The following is a 19,196-nucleotide window of genomic DNA, read 5'->3' on the forward strand; positions in this document are numbered from 1 at the left end:
CCCTATTCTTTGCCGTACACCACCCGCGAGGTGTAGCTGGCATTGCCGGCTTGGTCGACCGCCTCGACCCGGATCAGATTGACTCCGGATCTGAGCTCGATCTCGTAACTGAAGCTGCCGTCCTCGGCCATGGCCCCCGCCGTCCCGTTCACGTACACCGCTGAACCGGGCTGGCACCTGCCGGTGAGACGGAAGCCCCCCACGCCGACCGTGGAGGGCGGAAAATCGACCCGGAGCTGAGGCGGGTCCAACAACTGCTGCAGCCGGCAGCGGCCGGTCCTGCTGAAGGGGCCTTCCCTCCCCTCCTCGATGCGGCTCACCCGCCAGTAGTAGTTTCCGGCGTCAAGGAGCCCCGCGTTGAACTCGGTCCCGGTGACGCGGCTGTCCAGCAGCACCTTGCCGAAACGCGGCTCCGACGAGAGCTGGAAGTGGTAGACCCCTTCGCCGCCGGTCCAGTTGAAGCGGACCCTGGGGGGAAGCTGGCGGTAACGGTAGAGCAGGTTGTCGTTCTTCAACCGGGGCGACCCCGGCAGGCGCTGCGCAGGCCCAAGCGGCACCCCGCGCCGGAGCGTAATCCCGAAGCGGGCGGGAACCCTGACCACACCGTCCTCTCCCTGGACCCGCACTTCGCCGGAATGTACGACGAGACTGGAGGCGTTGTCCCCGAGGGGGGTGAAGGTGAATCGTGAGGCTCCCGGCACCACCCGGGCCAGGTGACCGGCGGTGGCGACCTCCAGGCGCACCCTTTTGGCGCCGGAAAAGTGCCCGCGCAGTTCGCCCTCCACGTGTACCCGGTACGACCTCGGTCCCCCCTCTAGGGTCTCGTTGAGGCGGGTCACCACCATCATGGAATTGCTCCCCATGGCGAGGGCATCGCCGGGGGCAAAGGAGATGGTGGCGCCGGAGCGGTCGAAAGTCTGGATGGCGTCGCGGTTGTACAGGAGCATCCCCTCGCTGGCGTCTCCCCAGGCGACGGAATCGCCGCGCCGGCAGCGAACGTCCCGCACCAGGGACTGCAGCGCGGCTTCGGGGCGCTTCACGCCGTTGCGCGCCAAGGGCGACGGCTCGCCCGAATCGGAGACCAGTTCCTTCAACGGCGTCCCCGAGGGGAACACGGCGAACAGGAACAGGATGAAAAGCCAGAAGAGCACCAGGACGAGGAGCAGCGCGACTGCTGTTTCGGCGGCCAACCCGGCCGCTTTTTTCATATGCTCGCGGGCGGTCATGGCTGCACCGCGACCGGCGAGACCAGCTGCTTTTCGGAGCGCAGCCGCAAGTTCAGGAGCTTCGAGCAGCCGACGCCGTTTCTGACCACCATCCCCAGCACCCGGTCGCCGCTGCCGAGCGGGAATTCGACGGCGAAGGAACCCAGGGTGAGCGGTACTTCGCGGCCGTCCAGCTCCAGCCGCTCCCCTTCGCCGGTGGAGCCGGAGAGCCGGCAGACGATGCCGCCATCGGCGGAGACGCTGACGCCGGAAGCGGCGGCGCCGTAGCGGACCACGACGGAACCGGCCGGCTGCGCCACGGTCAGCTCCGGGAGCGGCAGTTCGGCAGCGAGGAACCTCCCGCGAGAATCTCCCATCTCCACCTTGAGCCGCCCGGTTTCGCCCGGGAGCGAGGTCTCGTAGCGCCCAAGGTCGTCCACCGGTATGTCACGCCCGTTGATTATCACGAAGTGACGGGTGCGGTACCTGTCGTCGGGGCCGGTCGGCCGCACCTGCTGGTAATCCCCCTTCAGTTCGACACGGCGGTTCAGCCTCCGCCCCGGGGTGGTGACGTTGTCCGCGACCGGCCTGGACTTGCCGAACCAGCGCCGCACCAGACGCCCGGCGGCGATACCCTCAGCCCGCACCAGGTAATCCGCGGCCGCGTCGCAGCGCTTCTTAGAAAGGGCCATGTTGTACTCCGTGCTGCCGATGCCGTCGGTGTGCCCCTCGACAATCACCTGTTCGTCCGGATGCTCTCTGAGCACTCGGGCCGCGCCGCTTAAGAGGCGCTTCGCCTCGGTGGTCAGGGCGGACTTGTCGAAGACGAAAGCGCCGCCCGCCAGGGTCAAAAGCACCGCCTCGCGCCGGTTGACGCCGAAGAGTTCGCGCCCGGTCCGGAAGACGGAACCGTCCAGGTAGGTGACCTGGAGTTGGCACTGATAGATTTCACCCTGTTCGACCCTGCTCCGGTCGGTCTTCCCTTCCCAGGCGATCCGCTTCGGGGGGGCGCCGTTGCCGCCGATGGTGCGGATCTCCTCGCCGGAGCGGTTCAAGAACACCAGGTTCCAGGAGCGGATCTGGGCCGGCTCTTCGACGCTGGTCAACAGCCTTAGTGGTACGGCGAAGCGCCCTCCCTTCAGGTCAAGCGAGGCGAGCCGCTCCCGAGACAGGGTGACCGCCGTGGACGGGAGCCGGGCGGTCTCCCCATTCACGAGCAGAGTGAAGAGTTCGGCGCTGCCGGAAAGAAGCAGCGGCTCGTCGACCCGCTCCAGGGTCACCAGCACGGCCGGGACCGGTTCCGGATCCGGCTCCGGCGGGGCCGCCGCGGCTGGTGCCGGGGGTGGAGCCGGCAGCGGCAGCACCCTGGCATCGGCCGATTCGAACATATCCTCGTCGAATTTCACCTTGATGCCGACGAAGGGGCCCTGCCCCTGGTAGGTCTCGCCGGTCAGATCGCGGTCGTCGAGTCGGGCGTAGTTGTACCCGGCGGAGAGCACCACGTTGCGGTAAACACGGAATCCGGCGCTTCCCACGGCGCCCAGCGAGTGCATGCCGGCATCGTACTGGTTCAACAGTTTCAGGTAGGCGGAGAGTTCCCAGCGCTCGGCAAGGTCGTAGGACAGGCCAGCCAGGAAGAGATCGGTGTAGCTGTTGAAGCGCCCCCCTACCCCTTCGGACCAGCTCAATTTTCCTGCGTATTTCCCTTGGGCCGTCCAGCGGCTCACCAACCGGTAGGTGGGCTCCGCCGACATGATCACGCTGCGGTTGTCCGGGGCCCCGGTCAGCGTCCCCCGCTTCTCCACCTTGTAGCGCACCAGGGAAAGGAGTTGGAGCGGATTTCCCGCCAGCGGACGGAAGGCCCCGCCCACGTAGCTGTCCACGGTGATGTCGTTGCCGGCATCGGTGTCACGGTCCCAGAAGGATGCCTTGCCCAGGAGGGTCAGCGAGGGACTCAGCCGGTATGCGGCGTGGGCGCCGTAGAGCGAGGCGGTCTCTCCGGGACCGGTCCTGATCTCGTAGCGTCCGGTGAGTTTCAGGTCCTTAGCGCGCAGGTATTCGGAAGCGAGGGTAAAGGCGGTGCGGGTACCGCCGTCGCCCTGCACAGCCTGCACCCGCTCGAAGCTGGAGTTGAGGAAGAGCCCCTGCGCCACGCGATAGCGGCTGTTCAGTCCCAGCACCGCCTGACCGCGCTCCCCAGTGAGCGAATTTCCCAACTGGTAACCGGTGCGGGAGGCCAGGCTGAAGCCGTCCTGCTCCATTAGCTTCGTGTGCAGGTCGATGTTGCTCTGCTCGGTGCTGCCGAGGACGCCGCTGGAAAGGGAATACCCCGTGGTGAGCCGCATGCGCTCGGAAAGCCTGCTCTCCAGCCCGAAGAGGGTTGCGTGCCGGATGAGCGGGGAGCCCTCCTGGTATTCCTCGGTGATGAAGGCCTTGGTCCGGTCGCTCAGGCGGTAATCGAGCTTCAGGAAGGTCTTGGACTGGTATTCGGCGATGCTGGATGAGGAAAGCAGCTGCTCGCGCCGCAGCGTGGCGTCGAGCTTAGGTGTGAGGCTCCCTTTCACGCCGCCATAGATGAGATCGGAGTCGCCGCTCTTTCCCTCCTGCTCCTGGCTCACCAGTTTCACACCGGCCTCCGCGTCGAGCAGGGAAAATTTCCGCGCCACCCCCAGTTGGTTGCCAACCAGCCTCCGGTCGGCGATGTCATTGCGCTGCACGAAACTCTCGGCGAAGATGAGGGTGTTGCCAGGAGCCCGGTAATCGAGCCGGCCGCCGTACTTCTGAGTGCCGGTCTCGCTGCCGCTCATCGAGGGGTTGAAGAAATCGGCGTCCACCTTGCGGTAGTAGAGCCCCAGGGCGACCGGCTCCAGCGGACGCAGGGTGAGGTCCGTCTTCCAGGCGCTCCCCCTTCCTTTTTCCAGGCTCTCGCTGACTGCCCCCTCCCCCTTGACCGTGAGCCACTTGCCGAGGTGCCCGCCGGCATCGAGACCGTAGAGCGAGGTATCCTTGCCGCCGTGTTCCTCCACCACCGCGGTGCCCCCAAGGTATGAGCCCTGATCGGTGCGGTATTGGGCGCGCCCGCCGTAGACGTAGCGCTTCTCACCCCCTCCCTGGGCCTGGTAGGTGACCACGATGGTGACCGGGTTCAGGAACTGGTCCAGCGAGGGGACCGGTTCCTTGAACAGGATGGTGCCGGCCAAGTAATCGATGGAGTAGTCGGCGTAGCGCACTTTCTCGCTAATCGACAGGACCCGCTCGGAGTGGTAGCGATCGCGCACCTCGATGCGGACCCGCTCGCTGTTCTCGAACACGGGCCGGCGCGACAACAGGTAATGGCCGGAGGTGCCGTTGCCGGGGATCTCGTCGCGGGTGATCGCTTCCTCGGTGCGGCTTTCGAAGCCCTTCACAGTGAGGTTGTCCCGGTTCACTTCCACCTTCACCCCGTTCAGTGCCCGGTCATAGCGGGAGAACTCGTTCTCGGAGAGGTCGGTGCGGTAGTCGCCTGCCATCAGGTAGGAACGGCCGGATTCCACCTTCAGATAGAGTTTGCCCCTTGACTCGGCGTCGTAGCCGATGTCGGTGGCGTCGCCGTAGACCGGGTAGTACTTCTCGGGGTCAATGGTCTGGAACACGCCGTCGCGGCGCTCCTTGTGCGAGTCGTAGGCGGCGGTGAGGAGGTACTTGCCGAGGATCTTGCCGCGGGTGAAGAAGGCGAGCCGCTCCTCGTGGAAGATGCCTTCGTCGAAGCGGTCGTCGCGATCGATCTTTTCCAGATGGCCGCTGACCGATTTGGCGCCCACCGTGACGCTGCCGAGACCGACCAGGATCCAGTCGCGCAGTTCCGGGGTGAAATAGAGGTCGGCGGCGGCGCGGTTGCCCTGGTCGTCGAGGGCCAGGATCTGGCCCGGGCCGGTGCTGCGGGTGGCGCGCACACGGAACACGGCAAGGCCTTCCCGCACCGGGACTTGGTGGCCCGGGAGCTTGGCGTCGAGGTCTAGCTCCACCAGTTCGCCCCTGGTGATGGAGACGGTGACCATGCCGGTGCCGGCCACGCGTTTGCCCGCACGGTCCAGCAATTCCACGGTGAAGGGGACGGTGGTCTTGTTGTCGGCGGGGAGGTCGACCCGCTCCGGGGTAAGGCGCAGCGCCGCGACCGGGCCGGCCGGACCAGGGCCGGCCAACGCTGCCAGCGCTGTCGTCCCTGCAAGCACTGTCGGCACTGTCGGCACTGTCGTCCCTGGCGGCACAGTAGACGCTGTCAGGCCGCTGAGACTAGCAGTGTTTCCCATGCTTCCCATGCTTCCCATGCTTCCCATAGTTCCCATGCCTGCCGCCCCCGCCCCTTCCGCCTTGGGCACCAGTGCAAAGTCGCCGCGCGCCGGGCCGCCAAAGGGGACGGTAACAAACTGCGACCACCCCACCCCGGCAAAGGCGGTGTTGTACGGCAGCGAGCGCAGGGCAGGGTTCAACGTGCTGCGGTCTATCTTCAGCACGTGGTCGCCGGAAGCAACGCCGGTGAAACTGTATTTACCCTCGCTGTCGCTGAACACGAAGGAACCGTCCTCCAGATAGATCCTTACTCCGGGCTCGCCCGGCTCGCCGGGGTCCGGGACCCCATTGCCGTTATCGTCCCGGAAGATCCTGCCCATGATGACCGCCTTGTCTCCAAGAATGGAGGGACGCACCTTGACCGCTGCACTGGCCGGAGGGGAGATACTGCTGCTCCCGCTATCGGTGAGCCCGGAGGCCCGAGCCCAGTTGACGCTGGTTCCTACCGGGACCTCGGCGGAAAGGACCAGCCGGTAGGAGAGCATCTTCACCCCGCCGGGCGCCATGCTCCCCACATCCCAACTCAGTTGCTGCGAAGCCCCCTGGGGGTCGGCGATTGCGAAGCCGTCCAGGTGGCTCGATCCCTTCAGGTACCTAAAGCCCCTGGGGATGCGGTCCTCCACCGTGACATGCTCCAAGGGCGACGCCCCGACGTTTTCCACCCGCACGGTGTAGGCCACGATGTCCCCGGCCTCGGCAGCGGCACTGCCAGCCTGTTTGGTCACCAGGAGCGCACGCCCCAGCACGGTATTGAAGGTGCTGTTGCTGAGAACAGGCGCACTGTTGAGGCTGCTGGTGACGCCGGCGGTGTTGACGATGGGGGCATTGCCGGGGGCATCCCTGCGCACCGCGGCACGAAAGGTCGCCTCTCCACTGAAACCGGCGGGAAGGACCGGGATGTCGAAGCGCAGGGACCTGCTGCCCGCATCGTAGCTTACCGTGCCGGAGAGGCCCTCCGGGAGTGCCGCGCTCCCCTGCTGGTACTCGAGAAGTTCATCCAACGGATCCACCACCAGCACGCCCGACACCGGGGAGGATTCGCCGTTCATCAGAGCCAATCCGTAGGAGAGAACAGCACCCGGCAGCACCGCCCCCCCGGGGCTCACCGTCTTCAGGACCGCGACGCTCCCGGGAATGGGAACCAGCAACTGGTCGTTGATACTGCTGCTTCGGGCCGGGACCAGCACCGACGTCGCCGATACCACGATGGTCGCCACCCTCCCCTCGCTCCCGGCCGGGGGAACCGCCCGAAGCACCAGGTCCACCGATCCCCCAGCGGGGACCGGTCCTATGACCTGCACCCCCTCGGTGTTGGTGGACACGGGGGTCACGCCGTCGGCCAGATAGAAACGCAAGGTGGGTGCGGGGCCGGTGTCGGTCACCCCCTGCGACACCATCGCCTTCAACTGGAAACTGTCCGGCGAGTTGCCCCTGTTGCTGAGTACATGCTGGAAATGGACCGGCACCCCCACCTTGGCGGTTGCGGTACGAGGGGGAGCCAGCGCGGGATCCGCCAAGTCCTTGATGGTGATCTGGGTCTGGTTGGAGCGGGCCTGGCGCAAGGCGGGCATGGCGAAGCGGGCGGAGAAGTCGTGGCTGATCACGGTACCCGAGGGGGTGAGGGAGAGGACAGCACCGGGGAAGGCGAGCGCAAACGCCACCCCAAGGAGGCATGCCCGGACCAGTTTCCCTCCCATCTTGCGCCATCCCGGGACCGTCATCAGTTTCCCCGATCAATGCATTATTGAACTTGCGCCTTGAAGAACAGGTAGATGGTCTTGCCCGGTGGCACGGAACCGCCGGCGGTGACGGTGGCCCCGCCTCCCAGTTGAGCGGTCACGGTTCCGTTCGCGATCCTGACCAGGCCGCATTCCGCCGCCACGCAGGGGGCCCCTTCGCCGGTCGAGGCCAGGGACAACAAGAGCGAGTCGGGCACGACCGAGAGTCCCGAGGGGATGGGGCTGTCTATGGTAACGGAGGTGGCCGGGGCCGAGCCGCCGTTGGTGACCGCCATTCGGTACTGCAGCAGGTCCCCGGGCACCGCATCGGCGCTAGCCGCGAAGATCCCTCCCTTGGTGAGGTTGCGCACCCCCTCGCTGAGCAGTACGACCGGGGCTACCGCAGTGGTATTGACCTGGTCCGTCCCACTTGCCCCGCTCCCCGACACCGAAAGGAGCGACTCGCCGCGCGCGCCGTCGCTGCCCGCTTCCGGCACAGTGACCGCCAGGAAAAACCGGTACGATGATCCCGGCACCAGGGATCCCGTTCCCAGGCAGCCGTTGCTTTCGCCGGGCTGGCGTAACCCGTCGCCGGCAATCCCACCTCCGGCACCATCGTCGGCGAACAGCTCTCCGCTCCAGCCGCTCCCCATGGCGACGGAGAGGGCGAAGGCGTTGTCGCCATTGCCGACGTTGGTGACCGTGTAGGGATAATTCACCACGGTACCGGGGGCGCCGGAGCCATCGGATGGGGCCGAGACGGTCACCGCAGGGGTCTGCACACAGGCCACCGTCTCCGTCTTCGCCTGGTCGAGGGCCAAAGGATCCCCGATGGAGACCGCCGTGATCGCAACGCGGTAGCTCGCCCCCAAGGTGAAGGAAGTCGGGCTCACCCGCACCAGCAGCGTGAGCGACTCTCCCGGCACCAGCGTCGCGCTCAGATACCCTGCTCCCGAGAGGGCCGCGGACTGTTCCGCACCGGCATCATCGAGGTAGCTAACCGTGACCCCGCCCCCGCTCCCCGTGCCGGTAAGCAGAAAGCGGTCGGGTTGGTCTCCGGCGTTCTTCACGAGCACCCGGAACTGGGCCGGAAGCCCCGGGTAGGCGGGTTGTGACCGGGTCTGCACCACCGCCGTGGACTCGTAGATTCCCTGTCCCAGATATGCGGCGTCGGTTTCGCTAGCCAGCCGGACCATGAGGTCGGGACGGCACGCCGCGAAGGCCTCGTTTCCCATGAGGAACAGGAAAAACAAAACGCAGCAAAGCTGCGCAAGTTGTCGGATCGGGGTCTTAGGTGGTATAGGAAATTTATTAAAACAAGCTAATATCATGTCTTAGAAAATATCAGACGGCGGCGCATAGGCAACAGCGGGAAAGAAAATTTGTCTTTTCCCCTGTCAAATGGTATGTACGGAAACCTGGACCGAAGGGTCCCGAGGGAGGAATGATGGAAACCGCCAATCGCTATTATCAGCTCGCCAACCGCGACATCGTGTACATGAAATATATCCTGGAGGCCCACGAGGGGCTCACCATGATGAGCACCATCGACGGCAAGCGGGGCATCGTGCGGGTCAACTACCAGGTATGTTTCGCCGCCGAGGTGGACTCGATGATGCGGGCGCTGGGGCAGGAAATACAGATCACCGAGGTGACAGAGGCAGGTGAGCCGTGCTCGAAAGCGTAGATGCCGCGGCCATCCTGAAACGGGCCCTCGCCTCTGGGGGCGAGTTCGCCGACATTTACTACGAGGACGGCGCTTACACCTCGGTCACTTGCGAGGACGGCAAGGTGGAACGGGTGCTGTCGGCGACGGACCGCGGCATCGGGATCCGCGTCATTTCCGGCTTCTCGACCGCCTACGCCTACACCAACCAGCTAAGCCAGGACTCCCTGCTGGAGCTCGCCGAGACGGTGAGCCGCGGTGTGCGCAGCGGTGTCCCCCACCCCGATTTCAACCTCTGTGTCCGCAAATCGGCTCAGGGGTACGCGGTGGCGATCCCGCCCGACCAGGTGGAACTGGCGCAGAAGGTCGCGCTGGTGGGGCGTGCCGACCGGGCCGCGCGCGGCTTCGATCCCCGCATCCGTCAGGTGCTGGCGGTCTACCGCGATACCCGGGTCAAGACCCAGAACGTCAACTCCCTGGGGGAGTTCCACGAGGAGAATTCCTGCTCCACCGTCTTCATGACCCAGGTCGTGGCACAGGACGGTAAGGTGACCCAAACCGGTTACGAGCCGGTGGGGGCCGCCCGGGGCTTCGAGCTCTTCGACGAGTTCCCGCCCGAGGAGTTGGCTCTGAAAGCGGCGCAGCGCGGGGTGATGATGCTCGGGGCGCGCAAGTCTCCGGCTGGGCAGTTCCCGGTGGTGCTCTCCAGCGAGGCGGGGGGAACCATGGTGCACGAGGCGATCGGCCACGGTTTGGAGGCGGACCTGGTGCAGGCGGGGAGTTCGGTGTACCGGGGGAGGATCGGCGAGCAGGTCGCCTCGGAACTGATCACGGTCATCGACGACGCCACCATCCCCTACGCGCGCGGCTCCTTCGGCTTCGACAGCGAGGGGACGCCGGCCCAGAAGACCGTGCTGGTGGAAAACGGCATCCTCAAGGGATACCTGTACGACCGGCTCTCGGCCCTGAAGGCGGGGGGCGCCTCCACCGGCAACGGCCGGCGCGAGTCCTACCGTAACCGCCCCATCGTGCGAATGACCAACACCTTGATCGCGCCGGGCGTAAGCGATCCCGGTGAAATCCTGAGGAGCGTGCCTAACGGCCTCTTCGTCAAGCGCATGGGAGGGGGACAGGTCAACACGGTGAACGGGGACTTCGTCTTCGAGGTTACCGAGGGATACCTGATCGAGAACGGCGCCATCGCGGAGCCGGTCCGGGGGGCGACCCTGGCGGGGAACGGCCCCGAGGTACTTAGGCAGATTGCCATGGTGGGTAGCGACTTGGGTTTCGGCATCGGCACCTGCGGCAAGGACGGCCAAGGGGTGCCGGTCTCCGACGCCCAGCCGACGCTCCTCATCCCCGCCATCACCGTCGGCGGCGCACGATAATAAAAGAGGCCGAGGGTTGATCCTCGGCCACTGAGGTTACATCCCCACTCCCCTTGGGAGAGGGTCAGGGTGAGGAGATTGGGAGCAACCGTCCCTCACCCGCCCTGCGGGCACCCTCTCCCGGAGGGCGAGGGAACAGCCCCACTGATCCGCCCCACTCCCCCTACTTTGCTTGCCACTGTTCCAATTCCTTTTGCAGCCTCTTCAGCACCGGCCAGATCTCCTTTCCCGCCCAAATCTGCGGGTTGGAGGGGGTCTCGCCCCGCTCTTCTTCCCATTTCCTGATGGTGTCGCGGCTCTTCTCGAAGGCGTCAGTGAAACTGAAGGTGCCTCTGAGCGCGTCGCCGACGAAGGCCTCGCCGAACCAGGTGTAGTTCTCCCCGAAGCCACAGCCGAAGGACTCGTGGGTCGCATCCGCCGCCGTTATCAGCAGGCTGTCGTTATCCTGCAGAGGCTGAATGAACCCTCCCGAGAAGCACGCGGAAACCACCACGACCTTGTACTTGATCCCGGATTTCTGCATCATGCGCCGCAGGGATTCCGGCGTCACCTGCTTAAGTTCCAGGGGAGCGTTGCTCACCTCCAGTTCCTGATCCCGCGACCCGTGTGAACTGAGATAGAGAAAGAGCACGTCCTCGTCGCGGTTCATCACCTCTCCCACCCGCACCAGGGCGCGCTCCAGGTTGCCGACGGTGGCGAAGGGAAGCGTGGTGGCGCTCTGCGGGTTGTTGGCCAACAGCACGGACCGGCCCGCCGTCCCGAAGCGGGTATCGAAGAGCTGTCGGGTCACGCTGAGTTCCTTGAGGAAGACGTCCTGGGAGGCATCGCCGGCAAAGCCGATGAAGTAGAGGTCGCTGCGGCCGTGTCGTCCGGGGAGGAGGGCGCCCAGTTGGTCATCAAGGAGATGGTTCTGGGCCGCGAGCACCTGGTCGGTGAGGGAGAGTTCCCCGCTCTCGTTGCCCCCTTCATTGCTTACCCACAGGTCGCCGCGCTGGTAGAAATAGAGCGGCGGCACCAGCAGCACCAGGAACAGCAAGGCGAGCCCGAGGCAACGTCTCCAGCCACGGTGGCCATCCAGACGGAGCAGGAATACGACCGCCGCCGCCACCCACCAGCCGAAGAAACGGTAATAGTGCGGCGCCGCTAGGTGGTCCGAGAACCATTCGAAAGGGCGCCACTGGGCGAGCCACTCCAGGATCCCATGGCTGACCTCGATGGGGATGCTGATGGCGACCAGGGCGCAGGTGACGCCGGCGAGGGCTGATGGCCGTTGCAGCATGCGCCGGGCCGCCAGTCCGAAGAGCAGGAACAGGGGGAGGTAAAAAAGAAAATAGGGCAACGAGGAGTAGGAGAGACTTCCGCCGCGCCCGACCAGCAGCAAGGAAACCAGCAGGTTGAAAACCATGTCGGCGCAGACCAGCAGCACCAGGTTGGCCGGGGTCGAGTCGAGCCTTTCAAAGCCCGAGCGCAGAAAGAGCGCGCCACGCAGGCCGCCATAGAGCTCAGCGCCGAGGCGCGCCAGGGCGCTTTTCACCGTCAGCGGCTCGCGGGGGGAGCCAGGTTCGGCGATGCACTCCTCTCTTCCGGAAGCGGGGTCGGGCACAGCTTCGGCAGGTGGTTCGATGGGGCGGTCCGGTGTCATGTCGGTGGTGCGTTCCTCACTCATGGTCGTGCATCATACCACGACAGCGCCGGTTTGGAAGAGTGTTTAACATGGCCTTCATTGATTTTATTAACTTTTTAGTTTTTCAATCGCCTTAATCCTGCTACCATTGCAACGCGTTCGGCGGCTCGCGTGCATGCTTGCCCACCGGATCCCCTATTCTCACCATGAACGAGGTTTCAGCATGCCTACCACTAAATGGAGCAAATCGAGCTGGCGCTCTTTTCCCGCCCTGCAGCAGCCGGTGTGGCCGGCCGGTCCCGCTCTCGACGAGTCCCTGAAAACGCTGTCGCAGCTGCCGCCGCTGGTCTTCGCCGGCGAGTGCCAGACACTGAAATCACAGCTTGCTGAAGCCGTTGTGGGTAACGCCTTCGTACTGCAGTGCGGCGACTGCGCCGAGGATTTCTCGCGCTGCACCGGTCCTGACATCCGGGAATTGCTGAAGGTAATCCTGCAGATGTCGGTGGTAGTTGCCTACGCCGGCGAGAAGCGGGTCATCAAGATCGGGCGCATGGCCGGGCAGTATGCCAAGCCGCGCTCCTCCGACACCGAGCTCGTGAACGGGGTTGAAATGCCCAGCTACCGCGGCGATATGGTGAACAGCCCGGAACCGACCCTGGAGGCGAGGACGCCGGACCCGCGCCGCATGCTGGAGGGGTACTACCGGGCCGCCGCAACGCTGAACCTGGTGCGCTCCTTCACCCTCGGCGGCTACGCGGCGCTGGACCGGGTGCAGGCCTGGCACCGCGCCTCTCTGGACGCACTTCCCGCCGGGCAGAAGTACGAGGACCTGGTGCGCCAGATCTGGAAAACCATCAACTTCATGACCGCCATCGGCCTGGACCCGCAGCACACGCCGCAGTTGAACCAGGTGACCCTGTACACCTCGCACGAGGCGCTGCTGCTCGACTACGAGGAGGCCCTCACCCGGATGGATTCCACCACCGGAGGATGGTATGACTGCAGCGGCCACATGCTCTGGATCGGCGATCGCACCCGCCAGCTGGAAGGGGCCCACATCGAGTTCCTGCGCGGCGTGAAGAACCCGCTGGGGATGAAGATCGGCCCCAATTACGACCTCGACAACATCAAGGCCATCGTGGAGCGGCTCAACCCGGACAACGAGGCGGGGCGCCTCACGCTGATCACCCGCTTCGGCGCCGACAAGGTGGCTAACTACCTGCCCAAGCTGCTGCGCGAGATTAGCCGCGAGGGGTACCGGGTAGTCTGGAGCTGCGATCCCATGCACGGCAACACCTACCAGAACGAATTCGGCCAAAAGTCGAGGAAATTCGAAGATGTCCTGCGCGAGATCAAGACCTTCTGGGAGATCCACAAGGCCGAGGGGACCGTGGCGGGCGGGGTGCACCTGGAGCTGACCGGCGATCATGTCACCGAGTGCACCGGCGGGAGCCGGCAGCTTTTGGACAAGCACCTGCACCAGAACTACCAGACCAACTGCGATCCGCGCCTGAACGCGGAGCAAAGCGTGGAGCTCGCCTTCGAACTGGCCGAGATGCTGCACCCGTGCAAGTAACCTAACCCAAACGAGGTTTGCCATGAACGTCGAAATCAGCTCTGTCCATCCGCTGCGGCACGCCACTTCCGCCCTGGTCCTTGGCTGTTTCGAGGACGACAAGGACCAGTTGTACCACGACTGCGACACAGCCCTCGGCGGCCTGCTGGGGCGCCTGGCCGAGAGCCGTGAATTCACCGGGAAAAACGGGTCCGCCCGGCTTCTGCATACGCTGGGGAAACTCCCCGCCGAACGCCTGGTGCTTGTGGGGCTGGGGAAGAAAAAGGACCTGAGCGCCGAGCGGCTGCGCCAGGGAGCCGGCAACGCCATCTCCGCACTGCGCGGCGCCCGAGTTTCCTCCTTCAGCAGCGCGCTGCACCTCGCGGACGCCCGGCCCGACGCAGTCGAGAGCACCGCCGTGGGCATGCTCCTCGGCAGTTACCGCTTCGAGCAATACAAGACCAAGGATAAGGACGAGCGCTTCCGCTTCGACACCATGACCGTGCTGCTCCCCGCCGAGCAGGAACAGGTTGGGCGCCAGGCGCTGGAACGGGCGCAGATCGCCTGCGACGGCGTAATGCTGGCACGCGACCTGGTGTCCCATCCCGGCAACGTGGTGACCCCCGCCTACCTCGCCGAGGCCGCCCTGGAGTTAGCTCAGCGCAACGGGCTGGAGTGCCGGGTCTACGAACTGGCTGAGTTGGAGCAGATGGGGATGAACGCCCTAATAGGCGTCGGCAAAGGGGCGGCCGTGACGCCGCGCCTGATCGTGCTGCAGTACCGCGGCGGCAAGGGTCGCCCGGTGGCCTTGGTCGGCAAGGGGATCACCTTCGACTCCGGCGGCATCTCGATCAAGCCCGGTGCCGGCATGGAGGCGATGAAAACCGACATGGCCGGAAGCGCGGCGGTGCTCGGAACCCTGGAAGCGGCGGCGCGGTTGAAACTTCCGGTGAACCTGGTTGGAATCATTCCGACCGCCGAGAACATGCCCGACGGCAACGCCTTCAAGCCGGGCGACATCCTGACATCCTTGTCCGGGACCACCATCGAAATCACCAACACCGACGCTGAGGGGCGTCTGATCCTGTGCGACGCGCTCCACTTCGCCCGCGAGCAGTTCAAGCCCGCCGCCATGATCGACTTGGCCACCCTCACCGGCGCCTGCGTGGTTGCCCTGGGACACGAGGCGAGCGGCCTGATGGGGAACGACCAGCGCCTGGTGGACGCCCTGAAGCGGGCCGGCGACGAGACCGGCGAGCGGGCCTGGCCGCTGCCCCTTTGGGAGGAGTACGGTGAGGTCATGAAGAGCGACGTCGCCGACCTGAAGAATGCCGGAAGCAGGGATGGTGGCGCCATCAGCGCCGGGTGGTTCCTGAAGCAGTTCGTGGGCGATACCCGCTGGGCCCACCTGGACATTGCCGGCACAGCCTGGAACGACAAGGCCCGTCCCTACGGTCCCAAGGGCGCCACCGGCGTCGGCGTCCGCCTGCTACTTGAGTTCCTGCAGGCGCGGTAACCGCCTATCCTTCCCCCTCCCGTAGTGGGAGGGGGATCACGTCGCCCCGCCTCACCGCCTCACCGCCTCACCACTAGCCACTAGCCTCTCCCCCCAGCTTCAGCCTGCCCGCCTCATTGACATCCCCCGCGTGCCCGCTAATCTATAAAAGTTTTTTAATAAACCGGGCCAGGGAGCCCCCCATGCCCAAGACATTCTCCGTGATGACCTACAACGTCCACAGTTGCATCGGAACCGATCGTAAGCTGTCTCCCCTGCGCATCGCCGAGGTCATCGATCGGTGCAACCCGGATATCGTGGCGCTGCAGGAACTCGACGCCGGGCTGCCGCGCACCCAGATGATCGACCAGGCCCACCTCATCGCCATGACCCTTGAGATGTCGTTTCATTTCCACTCCTCCATCCACATGAAGGAAGGGGGCTACGGCAACGCAATCCTCAGCCGCGGCGATGTGCGGCTGATCAAGGCGGGAGCGGTACCCATCGATCCCCTGCGCCCCTCTTTCGAGCGTCGCGGCGCAGTCTGGGCGGAGGTGACGCTGCGCGGCCACCTGATCCAGGTGCTCGTGACCCATTTCGGGCTCAATCGGGGCGAACGGGTGCAGCAGGCCCGGGCGATGACGGGCCATGAATGGCTGGAGCATCCGGAATGCAGCCATCCGGTAGTGCTGTGCGGCGACTTCAACGCCATGGCGGGCTCACAGGTGTACCGGCTGTTGACCCGGCAACTGCACGATGTGCAGCGGGGCCTCAAGGGGCGTCTCCCCCGCGGCACTTGGCCCGCCCAGCTTCCGTTCATGCGCATCGACCACATGTTCGTCTCGCGCGAGCTCAAGGTGCGCCAGGTCTGGGTGCCGCGTACCCCGCTCACCCGGGTCGCCTCGGACCACCTGCCGCTGGTCGTCACGCTGGAGTTGCCATGAACATTCTGAAGCCCCGCACCAATTGCATGGGCATCTACCAGGTCGATGAAACCGGGGTGCTGGTCGACGCGGAGGATTACTATCGCGCCTTCTACCACACCGCCCTGGCGGCCCGGAGCTACCTCCTCCTCGCCGGCTGGCAATTCGACTCGGAGGTGCGTCTGCTGCGTGGCGACGACGAACACGTCTCGGGGGGAGACACCAGGTTCCTGAAGTTCCTGGAGCGTCTCTGTCAGGTGAACCCGCGCCTGCACATTTACATCCTCGCCTGGGACTTCAGCGCGGTGTTCTCCCTGGAGCGTGAGTGGTTCCAGGACATCATCTTCAACTGGACCACCAACAAGCGGGTGCAGTTCCGTTTCGACAGCGTCCACGCGACCGGCGCCACCCACCACCAGAAATTCGTCATAGCCGACGGCGCCATCGCCTACCTCGGGGGGATGGACATCTGCTCCTCGCGCTGGGACGACCGACTCCACATGAAGGACAACCCGGACCGGGTCGACGTCGACGGCACCAAGTACGGCTCTTACCACGACATTCAGACCTACCACACCGGAGCCGTGGTCGGGATCCTGCTCGAGCTGTTCCGGCAGCGCTGGCGCGACTCGGGCGGCGGCGAGCTGAAGCTGCCGCATGCGGGGGCTTTGACGCCTACCCTCCCGGCCGGGGCCTTTCCCCTCCCCACCTCCCGGGTGGCAGTCTGCCGCACCGCGGCGCGCACGCCGCTCACCGAACAGCGCGAGGTCCATGAAATACGGCACCTCTTCGTCGACGCCATTATGTCCGCGCAGCACCTCATCTACCTGGAAAACCAGTACTTCAGTTCCCAAGTAGTGTTCTGGTCGCTGGTCGCCCGGATGAGCATGGCGGACCGCCCTCCCCTGCAGATCATCATGATACTCCCGGACCGGCTGCCGCTCACCGAGGAGCTGTTCCTGGGGCTCCCCCAAATGCGCATGATCCGCACCCTGCAGCAGGTCGCGGAAAAAACCGGCCACACCCTGAGCGTCTACTCCTCCGCGGAGATGGACCACGGCAACCGCAAGATGACCTTCATCCACAGTAAGCTGCTCCTGATCGACGACCGCTTCCTCACCATTGGCTCGGCCAACGCCACCAACCGCAGCATGGGGCTCGACACGGAACTGAACGTGGCCTGGGAAACGGAACCGGGAAGGCGCGAGGAGGAAATGACCGCGGCGATCCGGGCCTTGCGCGCTTCGCTCCTCGCCGAGCACGCGGGTCTGTTGGGATGCGGCGAGGACTGGCGCTTCGAGAACGTGGAGAACCTGACCCGGCACCTGGAATGCCTAGCCGACGACCACGACGCGCGCCTTTGCCGCTACCAGCCGGACACCACCTTCGAGAACAGCGACCTGCCCGACGTCCTGGAGCCGATCCAGCGGGTGGTCGACCCGGAGCACCCCGTCGGCAACGAGCTTATCTTCGAGAGCCTCACAAAATCAGAGCTTGGTTCCTTCGCAAGGGGTATATTTAAATTAAGCCAGATGATCATCGGGCTTTAAGAAACGGAAAGGAGGCGACCGACATGACAGACGAAAGGAAAGAGACGGGAGTCGAGACGGATGATCATTCCTGCGGCGTCAGGGTTTGGAGTTCGTCCTGTGAACGTAATGTGTACAGCGATAAAAGCGAAAAATACCTCTGTGCCACCTGCGGTACCATCGAGGGGCTGAAACACGAGATACACCACGAGCACTTCCCGCACCTGAGCGGGGACAGCGACGAGATGAGTTAACCATCCGGTTTCAGGCAGACGCAAAAAAAAGGGGCGAGTCATCTCGCCCCTTTCCATTTCTACGGTGTCAGCTGCTGCCCCTAGCGGAGCAGGCCCGGTCATTTCTGTAGTGCCACTGTGTTTCTCTAGCGGGGCAGTCCCGGACCCTCGCCCGGCCCCACCGATTCGACCCGCGGCATCACATTTGTAAAGAGCAACTGTGCCACTTCCCGCACCTCGTCGACGCTGACCGCGGCGATTCCCTCCAACGACGACTCGATCGGCTCCGGCGCCCCCAGAAGGGAGGTGGTGTTGGAAATCCTGCGCACCTGGGTCTCGCAGTCGTCCAGGGCCATGAGCCGCGCGCAACGGATCTGCTCCTTGGCGGCCACCAAGACATCATCGGTCACCTTTTCCTCGCAGAACCTCAGCACCTCGGCGTGGCAGACGTCTACCGCCTCCTGGGCGCGCTCCGGGCCGGTTCCGGCGTAGATCATGAGGCCGGCGGAATCGGTGTAGGAGGACATCATGGAGTAGACCGTGTAGGCGAGGCTTCTGCGTTCGCGCACCTCGCGGAACAGGCGCGAGTTCATGCCGCTACCCAGGATCTGGTTAAAAACGGCGAGCTTGTGCCGGTGCTCGTTGCCCGCGGGCGGAAGCGGATAGCCCATGTAGAAGTGGGTTTGTTCCATGGGGCGCGTGTAGTGCACGTGCTGTCCCACGGAGACCTGGTAGTCGGCAGCGGCCTTTTTCCCTTGCGGCTGCCCGGTCGGAAGTTCCCCTAGGAGGCGGGCCGCCTGGTCCGCGATCTGGTCGTGGTCCACGTTGCCGGCCACCGAGACGATGGTGGCGCCGGTCAGGTAGTTGGCCCGTTTGTGCTCCAACAGGCGCTCCCGGGAGATCGCGCCGATGGTTTCCGCGGTCCCGAGGATCGGGCTCCCCAGCGGGTGTCCCTGCCAGAAGCCCTGGTGGAACTGGTTGTAGATGAACCGGCCCGGGTTGTCCTGGTTCATCAGTATTTCCTGCAGCACCACGCCGCGCTCCTTCTCCACCTCATCTTCAGGCAGGGAGGAGTGGACGAACATGTCGGCCAGGATGTCGAAGGTGGCCGGGATGATGGAAGCTAGGGAGACGGCGTAGTAGAATACCTCCTCCTGGCTCGTGTAGGCGTTGGCCCGGGCACCGATGCTGTTGAACTCGTCGGTGATCTGGTCGGCGGTACGGGTCGGGGTCCCCTTGAACAGGAGATGCTCGATGAAGTGGGAGGCACCGCCGGTATCGGGTTCCTCGTTCCGGGTACTGCTGTCGATGCGGATGCCGATGGCGGCGCTCTGCATACCCGGGATCTGCTGGCTGACTACCCGCACCCCGTTGGGGAGCGTAGTGAGGCGAAGCTTGGGGGGAGTCGACGAAGTGAACATATAAGCTCCTTAAAGCAGTGGAATCGTTTCGGTTTGAATGTCAGGAATTATAACACGGCGCCTTAAGGAAAACAGTCAGTGAAAAAATACGCCTGTCGGTGACCCGGCAG

At 64.9% G+C, this 19,196-nt stretch carries 12 protein-coding genes; 7 read left to right on the plus strand and 5 right to left on the minus strand.

The genetic code is table 11. From position 1 onward, the window contains the following. Positions 1-2 precede the first annotated feature (2 nt). From JFN90_RS04365 to JFN90_RS04375, 3 genes are read right to left on the minus strand one after another with little or no spacing between them, the layout of a single operon-like run. On the minus strand, positions 3-1,226 hold the full coding sequence (locus tag JFN90_RS04365; protein ID WP_199393876.1) for a hypothetical protein: 1,224 nt from the start codon (positions 1,224-1,226) through the stop codon (positions 3-5). Continuing rightward, entirely contained in the window at positions 1,223-7,255 is a 6,033-nt protein-coding gene (locus tag JFN90_RS04370) for an OmpA family protein (RefSeq protein ID WP_236018846.1), read from the minus strand. Before JFN90_RS04370 ends, JFN90_RS04365 begins: the two co-directional genes overlap by 4 nt. Before the next feature lie 20 nt (positions 7,256-7,275). Then, the gene (locus JFN90_RS04375) at positions 7,276-8,505 is read right to left on the minus strand and encodes a COG1470 family protein (RefSeq protein WP_236018847.1); all 1,230 of its coding nucleotides are present in this window, start codon (positions 8,503-8,505) and stop codon (positions 7,276-7,278) included. A gap of 194 nt (positions 8,506-8,699) precedes the next feature. Here JFN90_RS04375 and JFN90_RS04380 point away from each other — a divergent pair, with 194 nt between their 5' ends. Together JFN90_RS04380 and JFN90_RS04385 are read left to right on the plus strand one after the other, a co-directional pair. After that, entirely contained in the window at positions 8,700-8,939 is a 240-nt protein-coding gene (locus JFN90_RS04380) for a DUF4911 domain-containing protein (RefSeq protein WP_199393878.1), read from the plus strand. Next, positions 8,924-10,306, plus strand: a complete 1,383-nt coding sequence (locus JFN90_RS04385) for a TldD/PmbA family protein (protein WP_199393879.1) — start codon at positions 8,924-8,926, stop codon at positions 10,304-10,306. The genes JFN90_RS04380 and JFN90_RS04385 overlap by 16 nt, the downstream gene beginning before the upstream one ends. A gap of 163 nt (positions 10,307-10,469) precedes the next feature. Here JFN90_RS04385 and JFN90_RS04390 read toward each other — a convergent pair whose 3' ends face one another. Next, positions 10,470-11,972, minus strand: coding sequence for a C13 family peptidase (locus tag JFN90_RS04390; protein ID WP_199393880.1), 1,503 nt, complete (start codon positions 11,970-11,972; stop codon positions 10,470-10,472). Between the two features lie 181 nt (positions 11,973-12,153). Here JFN90_RS04390 and JFN90_RS04395 point away from each other — a divergent pair, with 181 nt between their 5' ends. The 5 genes from JFN90_RS04395 (at position 12,154) to JFN90_RS04415 (ending at position 17,686) form a co-directional block, all read left to right on the plus strand. Next, positions 12,154-13,506 (plus strand): class II 3-deoxy-7-phosphoheptulonate synthase, encoded by a 1,353-nt coding sequence (locus JFN90_RS04395; protein WP_199393881.1) that lies wholly within the window; start codon positions 12,154-12,156, stop codon positions 13,504-13,506. Positions 13,507-13,528: 22 nt separating this feature from the next. Then, positions 13,529-15,001, plus strand: a complete 1,473-nt coding sequence (locus JFN90_RS04400) for a leucyl aminopeptidase (RefSeq protein WP_199393882.1) — start codon at positions 13,529-13,531, stop codon at positions 14,999-15,001. 182 nt (positions 15,002-15,183) lie between these two features. Further along, the gene (locus JFN90_RS04405; RefSeq protein ID WP_199393883.1) at positions 15,184-15,924 is read left to right on the plus strand and encodes an endonuclease/exonuclease/phosphatase family protein; all 741 of its coding nucleotides are present in this window, start codon (positions 15,184-15,186) and stop codon (positions 15,922-15,924) included. Next, positions 15,921-17,453, plus strand: a complete 1,533-nt coding sequence (locus tag JFN90_RS04410; RefSeq protein ID WP_199393884.1) for a phospholipase D-like domain-containing protein — start codon at positions 15,921-15,923, stop codon at positions 17,451-17,453. The genes JFN90_RS04405 and JFN90_RS04410 overlap by 4 nt, the downstream gene beginning before the upstream one ends. 23 nt (positions 17,454-17,476) lie before the next feature. Continuing rightward, positions 17,477-17,686, plus strand: coding sequence for a hypothetical protein (locus JFN90_RS04415; protein WP_199393885.1), 210 nt, complete (start codon positions 17,477-17,479; stop codon positions 17,684-17,686). A gap of 125 nt (positions 17,687-17,811) precedes the next feature. On the opposite strand, the gene JFN90_RS04420 is transcribed toward JFN90_RS04415, so the two are convergent. After that, complete coding sequence (locus JFN90_RS04420) at positions 17,812-19,086, minus strand: M16 family metallopeptidase (protein WP_199393886.1); 1,275 nt, start codon at positions 19,084-19,086, stop codon at positions 17,812-17,814. Positions 19,087-19,196: the final 110 nt, after the last annotated feature.

The organism is Geomonas propionica, from assembly GCF_016458235.1.
GTDB classification, from domain to species: domain Bacteria; phylum Desulfobacterota; class Desulfuromonadia; order Geobacterales; family Geobacteraceae; genus Geomonas; species Geomonas propionica.